This window comes from Nocardioides caricicola, assembly GCF_039541135.1.
GTDB classification, from domain to species: domain Bacteria; phylum Actinomycetota; class Actinomycetes; order Propionibacteriales; family Nocardioidaceae; genus Nocardioides; species Nocardioides caricicola.
This window is the reverse complement of record NZ_BAABFQ010000010.1, coordinates 93,093-104,871: the sequence shown is the minus strand read 5'-3', so window position 1 is coordinate 104,871 and position 11,779 is coordinate 93,093. Positions and strand designations below refer to the sequence as shown.

The following is an 11,779-nucleotide window of genomic DNA, read 5'->3' as shown; positions in this document are numbered from 1 at the left end:
ATGCCCACCCCGACCGGCGTCGGCACCGAGGAGCTCCGGCGCGCGAACCTGCGCGCCATCCTCCAGACGGTGCACACGCACGGGCCGACCACGCGCGCGGTGCTCACCAAGCAGCTCGGCCTGAACCGGAGCACCATCGGTGCCCTCACCGGTGAGCTGCAGAGCCTGGCGCTGGTCTCCGAGGAGGCCGCGGCGGTGGGCGGGCGCTCCGGGCGCCCGTCCCACCTCGTGGTCCCCCGGGAGGACAACGTGGTGGTGGCCGCGGACGTCGGCGTCGACCGGATCGCCGTGGCCCTGGTGGGCCTCGGCGGCGAGGTCCTCGACCGGCGTACCCGCGGCCACCAGCGCGGGGAGCACGACGTCGCCCACGTGGTCGACGCCGTGGCCCAGATGGTCGAGGACGTGCTCGGCGCCGCTCCCGGCGTCCGGTGCCTGGGCATCGGCGTCGCGGTGCCGGGGGCGGTCCGCGCCAGCGACGGGGTGGTGCGGTTCGCCCCGAACCTCGGGTGGGTCGACGAACCGTTCACGGACCTCCTTGCGCAGCGGCTCGGACGGCCGGTCGTGACCGGGAACGACGCCAACCTCGGCGTTCTGGCCGAGCACCTGCGCGGGGCGGCGGTCGGCTACTCCGACGTCGCCTACCTCAACGCCAGCGTCGGTATCGGTGGCGGCTTCCTGCTCGGGGGCCGGCCGCTGGGCGGCGCGAGCGGGTACGCCGGCGAGGTCGGCCACATGCCCGTCGACAGCTCCGGGCCGGTCTGCCGGTGCGGCGCCGTGGGCTGCTGGGAGACCAAGGTCGGTGAGAACGTGCTGCTCCGGCACGCCGGGAGGCTGGCCGGAGGCGGTCCGCCGGCGGTCGCCGAGGTGATCTCGGCCGCCAAGGCGGGGGAGGCCCGCGCGGAGGCGGCGGTGATCGACGTCGCCGAGTGGTGCGGCGTGGGCATCCGGGCGATCGTGAACCTCTTCAACCCCGAGATCGTGGTGCTCGGCGGCACTCTCGCGCAGGTCTGGCGGGCGGCCGAGGACCGGGTGGACGCGGCGATCGACAGCGGCCCGATGGTGTCCCCGCGCGACGACGTGGTGATCCGCTCGGCCGGTCTCGGCGGCGACTCGCCCCTGATCGGAGCCGCCGAGCTCGCGTTCGCGCCCGTCCTGGAGCACCCGCAGGCCGTCCCGCAGGCGGGCTGACCGGTACTCTGCTGCCGCCATGCTTGAACGATTCCGCGCCTTCTGGACCAAGATCCTCTCGCCGATCGCGAACCTGCTGCTGCGGATGGGGGTCAGCCCCGACGCGGTCACGCTCGTGGGCACCCTCGGCGTCTCCGCGGGCGCCCTCGTGTTCTTCCCGCAGGGGGAGCTGTGGATCGGCGTGCTCGTGATCACCGCGTTCGTGTTCAGCGACCTGCTGGACGGCCACATGGCCCGCACCAGCGGCCGGGTGAGCAAGTTCGGCGCGTTCTGGGACTCCACGCTCGACCGGATCGGCGACGGCGCCATCTTCATCGGCCTCTCGCTGTACTTCGCCTGGGAGGAGCCGAGCAAGCTCTACCTGGTGCTCTGCCTGGTGTGCCTGCTGATGGGCGGGGTGACGTCGTACGCCCGCTCCCGCGGTGAGACGCTCGGATTCAACGTGAAGGTCGGCATCGCCGAGCGCGCCGACCGGCTGGTCGCGATCCTCGTGATGACGTTCTTCAGCGACCTGCTCGACCTGCCCTGGCTGCTCTACATCACCCTCTGGGCGCTCGCCATCGCCTCCACGATCACCGTCGGACAGCGGGTTTGGGTGGTCCGGCAGCAGGCCCTGGCCGAGGCCCGGACTACGATCTGAACCATGTCGCACAGCAGCCCTGAGAGCACCCCCACCAGCACCGGCACCACCCGCGTCAAGCGGGGCATGGCGGAGATGTTGAAGGGCGGCGTGATCATGGACGTCGTCAACGCCGAGCAGGCGAAGATCGCCGAGGACGCCGGGGCGGTCGCGGTGATGGCCCTCGAGCGGGTGCCCGCGGACATCCGGGCCCAGGGCGGCGTGTCGCGGATGAGCGACCCGGACATGATCGACGGGATCATCGAGGCGGTCTCGATCCCGGTGATGGCCAAGGCCCGGATCGGGCACTTCGCCGAGGCGCAGGTCTTGCAGTCGCTCGGGGTGGACTACATCGACGAGTCCGAGGTGCTGACCCCGGCCGACTACGCCAACCACATCGACAAGTGGGCCTTCACGGTCCCGTTCGTGTGCGGCGCGACCAACCTGGGCGAGGCGCTGCGCCGCATCACCGAGGGTGCGGCGATGATCCGCTCCAAGGGCGAGGCCGGCACCGGAGACGTGTCGAACGCCGTCACCCACATGCGCACCATCCGCCGCGAGATCCGCCGCCTCGGCGCGCTCGAGGAGGACGAGCTGTACGTCGCCGCCAAGGAGCTGCAGGCGCCGTACGACCTGGTCAAGGAGGTCGCCGAGAACGGCAAGCTCCCGGTCGTGCTGTTCACCGCGGGCGGAATTGCGACCCCGGCGGACGCGGCAATGATGATGCAGCTGGGTGCCGAGGGCGTGTTCGTGGGTTCCGGAATCTTCAAGTCCGGAAATCCCGCACAGCGCGCCGAGGCGATCGTCAAGGCGACCACGTTCTACGACGATCCTGACGTGGTCGCGAAGGTCTCGCGCGGCCTGGGCGAGGCGATGGTCGGCATCAACGTCGACGAGATCGCGCAGCCGCACCGCCTCTCCGAGCGGGGCTGGTGACCCGTTCGGCAACACCCCCTCGATATCGCGGCGGCCTTTCGCGGGAGCGTGACTAGCCGCCCGATATCGGTCTAGACGTCTCGTCCAATTCCGTCCAATTCCGCCTGAATGCCGCGCAATCGGGCGGAATTCCGGCGCGGCGGCTGGCAATTTCCTTCGGTTTGCGCTCCGGCAGCCGACGAGTTCTCCCAATTGGCCCTTTCACGTGGGCCTTCCCCCCAATTGAGAACTCGAAGGAATTGTCATGAAGAAGACCACCAAGGGCGCGCTCGCCGCTGTTGCCGGTGGCTCGCTGCTGCTCGGCGGCGCCGGCTCGCTCGCGTACTGGACCGGTGACTCGACCGTCACCGGCGACTCCATCAGCTCGGGCACGCTCGACATGACCGCCCCGGACTGCTCCGACGACGTCGTCGCCGGGACGCACGGCTGGCAGTTCGACGGCACGAACGCGGCGTTCAACCCCGCGGCCGACCAGGTCGTCCCCGGTGACACGCTCACGAAGGTCTGCAACATCACGCTGAGCCTCGTGGGCAGCCACATCGGCGCCACGTTGGCCTTCGACACCGCTCAGTGGGGGGCCGGCTCCGCCAGCGGCCTGACCGACGAGCTGGTCCCGAGCGTGGCCTTCACCGTCAACGGGCAGCCGTACGCCGCGATCACCACCGCCGGCGTGTACACGATCCAGGCCGCGATCAGCGTGGACTTCCCGTACGGAACGGGCACCGACAACGACTCGAACAGCCCGCTCGCCGGTCCGGCGCTCGAGGCGATCCTCGAGGACATCGTCGTGACCGCCACGCAGACCCACGACAACGCGTAGTCCGTTGGTCGCTCTCGCCCCCGAGATCGAAGCCCCCGTCCAGGGCGGGGATCCGCGCCGTCGGCGCGGCCTCCTGTCCTGGCTGGGGAAGGTGTTGTCCTGGTTCGTGATGTTCGCGATCGGGGCGATGCTGATGGCGTCGCTCGTCGTGCCCCGGCTGGCCGGCGCCGCGACGTACGTCATCGAGACGGGGTCGATGCGACCACACCTGCCCCCGGGCACCATGATCGCCGTCCAGCCGGCCGACGCCAGCGCGGTCAAGGTCGGTGACGTCATCACCTACCAGCTCCGCTCGGGCGACCCCACCGTGGTGACCCACCGGGTCGTGGCGGTCGGGTACGACGGCGAGGGCCAGATGCGGTGGCAGACCCAGGGCGACGCCAACCCCGCGGCCGACCGGCTGTGGGTCCGGCCCGCGCAGCTGCGCGGCCGCCTCTGGTACGGCGTCCCGATGCTCGGGCACGTCACGGCGATCGTCACCCAGCAGCAGCGCCGCGTCATCGTCGGCGCCGCGGCGGTCGGCCTCATCGGTTACGCGCTGACCCAGTTCGGCAGCGCCTGGCGCGACCGGCGCCACCGGACTGTCCCGACCACCGGCGGAGGCCGGAGGAAGGCCTAGGAGCACCATGACGAGCACGGGTTCTCGACGCGGTCAGCGTCGCCGCCCGCCACAGCCACGGCTGCGGCGGGGGCTGGCGTCCGCCCGCGTCCGGGCCGCGCTCGGCCTGGGGGTGGTGCTCTCCGCGTTCGTCACGGGCACGTTCGCCTACTGGTCCGACGCCGTCGCGGTGAGCGGCGCGAAGTTCACCGCAGGGACCATCGACCTCAGGGTCAACAACCTCGACACGGTCACCGGCTACACCTCGCTCAACATCTCCACGATGGTGCCCGGCAACTCGATGGCCGGCGTGCTCACCATCAGGAACAACGGCACCGCGCCGCTGAAGTACACCGCGGTCACCACCGCGACCAACACCGACGGCAAGAACCTGCGCGGCAGCCTCGTCGTCAAGGTCACTGGAGCGGCCACCGCGACCGGGTCGTCGCCCGCGATGACCTGCGGGGGCACCGCGCTGACCGGCTCGCAGACCACGCTGAACGGCTCCCTGCTGTCCACGGCGCGGATGCTGGCGGCCGGCGCCAGCGAGACGCTGTGCGTCCAGATCACCCTCGACGCCGCCGCCTCGACCACGCTCCAGGGCGCGACGACGGACGTCGTGTTCACGTTCAACGCGACCTCGGACCTCGCATGAGGAAGCGCCCGAGACGCCTCACGACCGTGGCGAAGCAGGTGGCCCTCACCGTGGGCGCCGTCGCCGGGGTGCTGTGCATCGCGGTCATGCTGGCCGGGTTCGCCTTCGGGGTGCGTCCGCTGGTGTTCCTGTCCGGCTCGATGAGCCCCGCGATCGACACGGGCGCGCTCGCGATCGCCCGCCACGTCCCGGCTGCCGACCTCAGCACCGGGGACATCGTCTCGGTGCCGACGCCGGCGGGGCAGCGGGTCACGCACCGCATCGTCGAGGTCCAGCACGACGACGGATCCGCGACGCTGCTGCTCAAGGGCGACGCGAACGAGGTGGTGGACGCCACGCCGTACCGCGTGGCCGGCGCCGACGTCGTGCTGTTCTCCGTTCCCGAGGTCGGCTACGTCCTCTCCTGGCTGGCCAGCCCGGTCGGGCTCTTCTCGCTCGGCCTGTACGCCGCCGTCCTGCTGTCGGTGCTGGTGCGCCGTCCGGCACCGGCCCCGGCGCGTCGGAGGGCCGGCGCTCCGCAGCCGGGCAGGCACCGGGCGACCGTCCCGGTGCTCGCGGCCACCCCGGTGGCCCCGGCTCTCGTCGGCCGGCACCGGCTCGGCGGCCCGCGCCGGCGCAGCCACCGTTCGCCCGTCCTCGTGCTCGCGCGGTCACTCGTGCCCGCCCGGCGCACCGGCGGCGGCCACCGCAAGGCCGAGGTCCGGCGGACGCGCTCCCGGCGTCCGGCGCTCGCGTTGCCGATCACGGCGGCCACGGTCGTCGCCGGCGGCTGGGTCGCGGGCTCGGCGGAGTCCACGCTCGCGGCGTTCGTCGACCCGGCGACCGCCTCGGGCACCACGCAGACGGCGTACACCGTGCCGGCCCCGAACGGGAACACCTGCACCGTGCTCACGCCGGGGACGAACACCTCGCGCGGCGTGAACCTCACCTGGCCCGACAACGTCGCGTCGCTTCCCCGGCTGGCGTACACCGCCTCGACCAACCTGACCGGCGCGACCTCGAACGCCGTCGACCTCGGCACCACTTGGGAGCTGCGGGTCCGCTACAACCCGAGCACGACCGCGAACCAGAACAAGATCGTGACCGTCACGGCCGCGCCGCGGCTCGCGACCACCGCGAGCTGGACCGGGCCGACGACGAGCTGGAAGTTCCGGACCGGCTCCACCGCCGCGGCGCAGCCGGTCTGCGGCGACGCCACGCCGGCCGTGGTCGCGATCCGCGCCCCCGACGGGGCGACCCGCACGCCCACCGCCCAGCGGGCGTTCATCAGCGGCGCCACCGGCTGCACGGCCGACATCGGGTTCTGCGGGACGATCGAGGACGCCTCGACGATCTCGACCGTCACCTACGTCCTCCGGCGCGACCAGGGCGGGACCATCCGCTGCTTCAACGGCACCTCGTGGGTCGTCAGCTGCACCGCGGTCACGGCGCTGTCGACGACGTACAACAACCAGCTGACGTTCTACGAGGACGCGACGACCGCGACCGTCTACCCGAACACCGGCACCGGCTCCTACACGCTCACCGTCACCGTGACCGACAGCTGGCAGAACGTGACGACGAGCGCGGTCTCGTTCACGCTCAACTGAGGCGGCTGAGGCTCAGCGCAGGGCCTCGGTGACCACCCGGGCGGCGTCGCGCAGGCCGTACGTCGTGGGAGCGGCGATCTGGCCCGTCCCGAGCCGGACGACGATCGTCCCGGACGCGCGGTCGACCATCGCGATCTGGCCGCCGAGGCCGATGGCCGAGAAGAGCGAACGCGCCGCGCCGGGGACCAGCTGTCCGACGTGCTCGACCACGGGCTGGCCGTGCTCGTCGACCGGGTCCGTCGAGCCGCGCACCACGCCGTACCGGTTGAGCCACCACAGGTAGCCGTACGCGGCGTTCAACGTGGTCGACGACCGTCCGGTGGACGCGTCGACATACGCCCGGTCGAGGATCCGCTTCCCGCCGACCTTGCCGCGATGCAGGTAGAGCTGGGCGAAGCGGGCGAGGTCGAGGCAGGTGGTGTTGGCGCCGAAGTAGACGTTCGTCGCCGTGCCGCCGGCGTTCGTGGTCATCCGCGTGTGGGTCATGCCGAGCGGCCGGAAGAGCCGGTCCGCGGCGAACTCGTGGGTCGGGACCCCGGTCGCACTGCGGAGCACCGCGTCGAGGACCTGGATCGCGGCGTTGTTGTACGCCCAGGCCGTCCCCACCGGGTACTGCTGGCTCAGCCCGACGGCGTACGCCGTGCGGTCGGGCGCGTGCGTCATCTGGTTGTAGTCGGAGTCGAGTGACCAGAACCGACCGCTGTCGTTGCTGAGCAGGTTCCGGACGGTGACCGTCGCGGAGTCGGTGCCCGCCCAGGAGGGGACGTGGTCGGCGACGGGATCGTCGAGCGCCAGGTCGCCGTCGCGCACCGCGATGCCGACCAGCGCGCTGGTGATCGACTTGGTGATCGAGAAGACCTCGCGCGGGGTGGTGCGCGGCGTGCCCCAGTTCCAGTCCCGGACCAGCCGGCCGCCGCGGACCACGGCGAGGCAGGTGCTGTCCTCAGCCCTCGCGTCGGCGGCGATCGCGTCCAGGCGCGCCGGCCGGAACCCGGCCTCTACGGCCGTGGTCGTCGGCCAGCCGTCGACGCGCGCGGGCCCCGCCGTCTGGGCCGTCGGGGCCGTGTGGGCCGTGTGGGCCGTCTGGGCCGGCGAGGCCGTCGGCACGGCGAGCAGCAGGCTCACGCCCGCGGCGAGGAGTGCTGCTCTCATGCCGATGAGGATAAGTCCGCGGCGGTCCCTAGGATGAACGGTCGTGACCACGACGACCCGGAGGACCATCGGCGTCCTCGCCGTCCAGGGCGACGTGCGCGAGCACGTCCGCACGCTCGAGTCGCTCGGGGTGTCGACCGTGCGGGTGCGCCGTACCTCCGAGCTGGACGCGTGCGACGGTCTGGTGATCCCCGGCGGCGAGTCCACGACGATGGCCAAGCTCGCCCGGACCTTCGACCTGTTCGAGCCGGTCCGGCAGCGGGTCAAGGAGGGCATGCCGACGTTCGGCACCTGCGCCGGGATGATCATGCTCGCCGACCGGATCGAGGACGGCACCGACGACCAGGAGACGATCGGCGGCCTGGACATCACGGTCCGGCGCAACGCCTTCGGGCGGCAGGTCGACTCCTTCGAGGACGACGTCCACTTCGCCGGGCTGCACGAGCCGGTGCACGCGATCTTCATCCGCGCGCCGTGGGTCGAGTCGGTGGGATCAGGCGTCGAGGTCCTCGCTCGTGTCGAGCACGGCGAGGCCGCAGGTAGGATCGTCGCGGTCCGTCAGGGTTCGCTGATGGCGACGTCGTTCCATCCCGAGGTGGGTGGCGACGCCCGGGTCCACCGCCTGTTCGTGGACCTGGTCGCCGGGCCCAAGTAGCGCTGAGTAGAAGAGGGACGCATGTCTGGCCACTCCAAGTGGGCGACCACGAAGCACAAGAAGGCCGCGATCGACGCCAAGCGCGGCAAGCTGTTCGCCAAGCTGATCAAGAACATCGAGATCGCGGCGAAGATGGGCGGCCCCGACCCGGCCGGCAACCCGACGCTGTACGACGCCATCCAGAAGGCGAAGAAGCAGTCGGTGCCGAACAAGAACATCGACTCCGCGGTCAAGCGCGGCGGCGGCCTCGACGGCGGCGGGGTCAACTACGAGACGATCATGTACGAGGTCTACGGTCCGTCGGGCGTTGCGCTGCTCGTCGAGTGCCTGACCGACAACCGCAACCGCGCCGCGATGGAGGTCCGCACGGCCGTCACGCGCAACGGCGGCACCATGGCCGACCCCGGCTCGGTCTCCCGGCTGTTCACCCGCAAGGGCGTCGTGGTCGTGGACAAGAAGCAGGAGAAGGGCGGCGAGCCCTGGGAGGTCTCCGAGGACGACGTCCTCGAGGCGACGCTCGACGCCGGCGCCGAGGAGGTCAACGACCTCGGTGACGGTTTCGAGATCCAGTCGGAGGCGGGCGACGTGGTCGCCGTACGCACCGCGCTGCAGGCCGCCGGCATCGACTACGAGTCCGCCGAGGTCCAGTTCGTCGCCACCATGGACATCCCGGTGACCGAGGTCGACGTCGCCGGCAAGGTCTTCCGCCTGGTCGACGCCGTCGACGACTGCGACGACGTGCAGAACGTCTACAGCAACGCCGACATCCCCGACGACGTCCTCGAGTCGATCGACGCCTGACCTGTCGCAGCCGATCGCGCCGCCGACCCGGGCGTGTCCTCCGGGGCACCGGGGGAGCGGCCGGATAGCGTTGCCTCCGAACACCTGTTCGGACGGAAGGGCTGACCGATGCGCGTGCTGGGGATCGACCCCGGGCTGACCCGCTGTGGCATGGGCGTGGTCGAGGGCATGGTCGGGAGGCCGTTGAGCCTGGTCGACGTCAACGTGCTGCGTACGTCGTCCGACCTGCCGGTCCCGCAGCGGCTGGTGACCATCGAGAAGGGCATCGACGCCTGGCTCGACGAGTACCGCCCCGACGCGGTCGCAGTGGAGCGGGTCTTCGCCCGCTCCGACGTCAGTACCGTGATGGGCACCGCCCAGGCCAGCGGCATCGCGATGGTGTGCGCCGCCCGGCGCGGCCTGCCGATCGCGCTGCACACGCCGAGCGAGGTCAAGGCGGCGGTCTCGGGCAACGGCCGCGCCGACAAGGCCCAGGTCGGGGCCATGGTGACCCGGATCCTGCGGCTGGACGCGATGCCGAAGCCGGCCGACGCCGCCGACGCGCTCGCCCTGGCCATCACCCACATCTGGCGCGGCGGCGCCCAGGCCCGCATCGACGCGGCGCTGGCCGCGGCCGGAGGTGCGAAGAAAGTGAGCAGAGCATGATCGCGTTCGTGTCCGGGAGGGTCGCCCAGGTGACCCTCTCCAGCGCGGTGCTGGAGGTCGGGGGAGTCGGCTTGGAGCTGATGTGCACCCCGGGGACCCTCGCCACGCTGCGCACCGGCCAGGCGGCGACGCTGCCGACCAGCATGGTCGTGCGCGAGGACTCCTTGACCCTCTTCGGCTTCGCGGACGACGACGAGAAGCAGACGTTCGAGCTCGTGCAGACCGCCTCGGGCGTCGGCCCCAAGGTCGCCCAGTCGATGCTCGCCGTGCTCACCCCCGACGACCTGCGCCGCGCGATCGCCGGCGACGACGTCAAGACGCTCACCAAGGTGCCCGGCATCGGCCAGAAGGGCGCCCAGCGGATCATCCTCGAGCTCAAGGACCGCATCGGCGCACCGTCCAGCGTCCGTACGCCGGCCGCGACCCCCGGCTCCGCCCCGTGGCGCGACCAGGTCCACCAGGGTCTGGTCGGGCTCGGCTGGCCGGCTCGCGACGCCGAGAAGGCCGTCGACGCCGTCGCGCCCGAGGCGGGCGAGGTCCCGGACGTGGCCGCCCTGCTGCGCGCCGCCCTGCGCACCCTGAGCAAGGCCTAGGCCGTGCCCTTCCACGAGGACGAGCTGGACGAGGCCGAGTCCACGCACTTCCGGTCGCTGACCGCGGCCGAGGCCGAGGGTGACGAGCGCGCCGTCGAGGCGGTGCTGCGCCCGCGCACGCTCGACGAGGTGGTCGGCCAGGTCCGGGTCCGCGACCAGCTCGGCCTGGTGCTCGAGGCGGCCCGCCGCCGTGGCCGTGCGCCCGACCACGTGCTGCTGTCGGGGCCTCCGGGTCTCGGCAAGACCACGCTCTCGATGATCATCGCCGCGGAGATGCAGGCGCCGCTGCGGCTGACCAGCGGTCCCGCGATCACCCATGCCGGTGACCTCGCGGCGATCCTCTCCGGCATGAACGAGGGCGACGTCCTCTTCGTCGACGAGATCCACCGGATGTCGCGGCCGGCCGAGGAGATGCTCTACATGGCGATGGAGGACTTCCGGGTCGACGTCGTCATCGGCAAGGGCCCGGGTGCGACCGCGATCCCGCTGGAGATCCCCCCGTTCACCCTGGTCGGCGCCACCACCCGCGCCGGGCTGCTGCCCGGGCCGCTGCGCGACCGGTTCGGGTTCACCGCGCACCTCGAGTTCTACGAGCCCCACGAGCTGGACCTGATCGTCCAGCGCTCGGCCCGGTTGCTCGACGTCGCAGTCGAGGACGACGGCACCGCCGAGATCGCCTCGCGCTCGCGCGGTACGCCGCGGATCGCGAACCGGCTGCTGCGCCGGGTGCGCGACTACGCCCAGGTGCGCGCCGGGGGCGTCGTCACGCTCCCGGTCGCGCGCGCGGCGCTGGACCTCTACGAGGTCGACGAGCTCGGCCTCGACCGGCTCGACCGCGCCGTCCTCGACGCGCTGTGCCGCCGCTTCGGCGGGGGACCGGTCGGCATCTCCACGCTCGCCGTCGCAGTCGGCGAGGAGCGCGAGACCGTGGAGGAGGTCGCGGAGCCCTTCCTGGTCCGCAACGGCTTCCTCGCGCGCACCCCACGCGGGCGGATCGCCACGGCCGCGGCCTGGGAGCACCTCGGGCTGAGCGCTCCGCCGGTCAACGTCGCCGGGGACGTCACGCTGTTCGAGGACTGAGCGCGGGCGGAGCCTGCCGCTCGCTGCACCGATTGGTGAGCAGGACCACCCCGCTGGTTACACTTGCGCGTCGGCCGCCCGGTCTGGGCTGTGCCGCGCCCTGCTTATCGCTCGAGAGGTCGTTTCGTCGTGGAGTTCTTGCCGCTGATCGGCATCGCGCTGCTCTTCTGGCTTTTCATCATCCGACCCCAGCAGCGGCGGCAGAAGGAACTTCGCAGCATGCAGTCGTCGTTGGGAACCGGTGACGAGGTCATGCTGACGTCCGGCGTGTTCGCGACCGTGCAGCAGGTCGAGGACGACCACGTCCTCGTCGAGATCGCCGAGGGGGTGACCATCAAGGTCGCCCGCGGAGCGGTCGGCACGATCATCAGCCGCACGGAGCGGCCCGACGAGGTCGAGCAGGACCACGACCAGACCGGCACGGACGCCGGCACGGAGGAGAACTGAC

14 protein-coding genes are annotated in these 11,779 nt (G+C 71.8%); 13 read left to right on the top strand and 1 reads right to left on the bottom strand.

From position 1 onward, the window contains the following. The 7 genes from ABD875_RS21385 to ABD875_RS21355 all read left to right on the top strand — a co-directional run bounded on the left by ABD875_RS21385 (nucleotide 1) and on the right by ABD875_RS21355 (nucleotide 6,405). Complete coding sequence (locus ABD875_RS21385; protein WP_345182124.1) at nucleotides 1-1,188, top strand: ROK family transcriptional regulator; 1,188 nt, start codon at nucleotides 1-3, stop codon at nucleotides 1,186-1,188. 19 nt (nucleotides 1,189-1,207) lie between these two features. Then, on the top strand, nucleotides 1,208-1,828 hold the full coding sequence (gene pgsA / locus ABD875_RS21380; protein WP_345182122.1) for a phosphatidylinositol phosphate synthase: 621 nt from the start codon (nucleotides 1,208-1,210) through the stop codon (nucleotides 1,826-1,828). A 3-nt stretch (nucleotides 1,829-1,831) separates the two neighbouring features. Further along, nucleotides 1,832-2,743: a pyridoxal 5'-phosphate synthase lyase subunit PdxS gene (gene pdxS, locus ABD875_RS21375; RefSeq protein WP_345182120.1), complete on the top strand. Its 912-nt coding sequence runs from the start codon at nucleotides 1,832-1,834 to the stop codon at nucleotides 2,741-2,743. Between the two features lie 244 nt (nucleotides 2,744-2,987). Further along, nucleotides 2,988-3,563 carry an alternate-type signal peptide domain-containing protein gene (locus ABD875_RS21370; RefSeq protein ID WP_345182117.1) on the top strand — a complete coding sequence of 192 codons (576 nt, stop codon included), beginning with the start codon at nucleotides 2,988-2,990 and terminating at the stop codon, nucleotides 3,561-3,563. A 91-nt stretch (nucleotides 3,564-3,654) separates the two neighbouring features. Continuing rightward, nucleotides 3,655-4,182: a signal peptidase I gene (locus ABD875_RS21365; RefSeq protein WP_345182115.1), complete on the top strand. Its 528-nt coding sequence runs from the start codon at nucleotides 3,655-3,657 to the stop codon at nucleotides 4,180-4,182. A 7-nt stretch (nucleotides 4,183-4,189) separates the two neighbouring features. Then, the gene (locus ABD875_RS21360; protein ID WP_345182113.1) at nucleotides 4,190-4,816 is read left to right on the top strand and encodes a TasA family protein; all 627 of its coding nucleotides are present in this window, start codon (nucleotides 4,190-4,192) and stop codon (nucleotides 4,814-4,816) included. A 26-nt stretch (nucleotides 4,817-4,842) separates the two neighbouring features. Then, complete coding sequence (locus ABD875_RS21355) at nucleotides 4,843-6,405, top strand: signal peptidase I (protein ID WP_345182111.1); 1,563 nt, start codon at nucleotides 4,843-4,845, stop codon at nucleotides 6,403-6,405. 12 nt (nucleotides 6,406-6,417) lie between these two features. On the opposite strand, the gene ABD875_RS21350 is transcribed toward ABD875_RS21355, so the two are convergent. Then, nucleotides 6,418-7,557, bottom strand: coding sequence for a serine hydrolase domain-containing protein (locus ABD875_RS21350; protein ID WP_345182109.1), 1,140 nt, complete (start codon nucleotides 7,555-7,557; stop codon nucleotides 6,418-6,420). Between the two features lie 43 nt (nucleotides 7,558-7,600). Here ABD875_RS21350 and pdxT point away from each other — a divergent pair, with 43 nt between their 5' ends. The 6 genes from pdxT (at nucleotide 7,601) to yajC (ending at nucleotide 11,778) form a co-directional block, all read left to right on the top strand. Further along, on the top strand, nucleotides 7,601-8,212 hold the full coding sequence (pdxT, locus tag ABD875_RS21345; protein ID WP_345182107.1) for a pyridoxal 5'-phosphate synthase glutaminase subunit PdxT: 612 nt from the start codon (nucleotides 7,601-7,603) through the stop codon (nucleotides 8,210-8,212). Nucleotides 8,213-8,233: 21 nt separating this feature from the next. Then, nucleotides 8,234-9,013: a YebC/PmpR family DNA-binding transcriptional regulator gene (locus tag ABD875_RS21340; protein WP_345182105.1), complete on the top strand. Its 780-nt coding sequence runs from the start codon at nucleotides 8,234-8,236 to the stop codon at nucleotides 9,011-9,013. Between the two features lie 117 nt (nucleotides 9,014-9,130). Continuing rightward, nucleotides 9,131-9,658, top strand: coding sequence for a crossover junction endodeoxyribonuclease RuvC (gene ruvC / locus ABD875_RS21335; RefSeq protein WP_345182597.1), 528 nt, complete (start codon nucleotides 9,131-9,133; stop codon nucleotides 9,656-9,658). Next, nucleotides 9,655-10,251 (top strand): Holliday junction branch migration protein RuvA, encoded by a 597-nt coding sequence (gene ruvA / locus ABD875_RS21330; protein WP_345182103.1) that lies wholly within the window; start codon nucleotides 9,655-9,657, stop codon nucleotides 10,249-10,251. The genes ruvC and ruvA overlap by 4 nt, the downstream gene beginning before the upstream one ends. Nucleotides 10,252-10,254: 3 nt before the next feature. After that, nucleotides 10,255-11,331 carry a Holliday junction branch migration DNA helicase RuvB gene (gene ruvB, locus ABD875_RS21325; RefSeq protein ID WP_345182100.1) on the top strand — a complete coding sequence of 359 codons (1,077 nt, stop codon included), beginning with the start codon at nucleotides 10,255-10,257 and terminating at the stop codon, nucleotides 11,329-11,331. 129 nt (nucleotides 11,332-11,460) lie between these two features. Continuing rightward, nucleotides 11,461-11,778 carry a preprotein translocase subunit YajC gene (yajC, locus tag ABD875_RS21320; RefSeq protein WP_345182098.1) on the top strand — a complete coding sequence of 106 codons (318 nt, stop codon included), beginning with the start codon at nucleotides 11,461-11,463 and terminating at the stop codon, nucleotides 11,776-11,778. Nucleotide 11,779 lies beyond the last annotated feature (1 nt).

Bases quoted from the DNA above. Each gene is read 5' to 3' on its own strand.
- pgsA (WP_345182122.1), top strand. From the start codon at position 1,208: ATGCTTGAACGATTCCGCGCCTTCTGGACCAAGATCCTCTCGCCGATC.
- ABD875_RS21340 (WP_345182105.1), top strand. From the start codon at position 8,234: ATGTCTGGCCACTCCAAGTGGGCGACCACGAAGCACAAGAAGGCCGCG.
- pdxS (WP_345182120.1), top strand. From the start codon at position 1,832: ATGTCGCACAGCAGCCCTGAGAGCACCCCCACCAGCACCGGCACCACC.
- ABD875_RS21360 (WP_345182113.1), top strand. From the start codon at position 4,190: ATGACGAGCACGGGTTCTCGACGCGGTCAGCGTCGCCGCCCGCCACAG.
- ABD875_RS21385 (WP_345182124.1), top strand. From the start codon at position 1: ATGCCCACCCCGACCGGCGTCGGCACCGAGGAGCTCCGGCGCGCGAAC.
- ABD875_RS21370 (WP_345182117.1), top strand. From the start codon at position 2,988: ATGAAGAAGACCACCAAGGGCGCGCTCGCCGCTGTTGCCGGTGGCTCG.
- ruvA (WP_345182103.1), top strand. From the start codon at position 9,655: ATGATCGCGTTCGTGTCCGGGAGGGTCGCCCAGGTGACCCTCTCCAGC.
- ABD875_RS21350 (WP_345182109.1), bottom strand. From the start codon at position 7,557: ATGAGAGCAGCACTCCTCGCCGCGGGCGTGAGCCTGCTGCTCGCCGTG.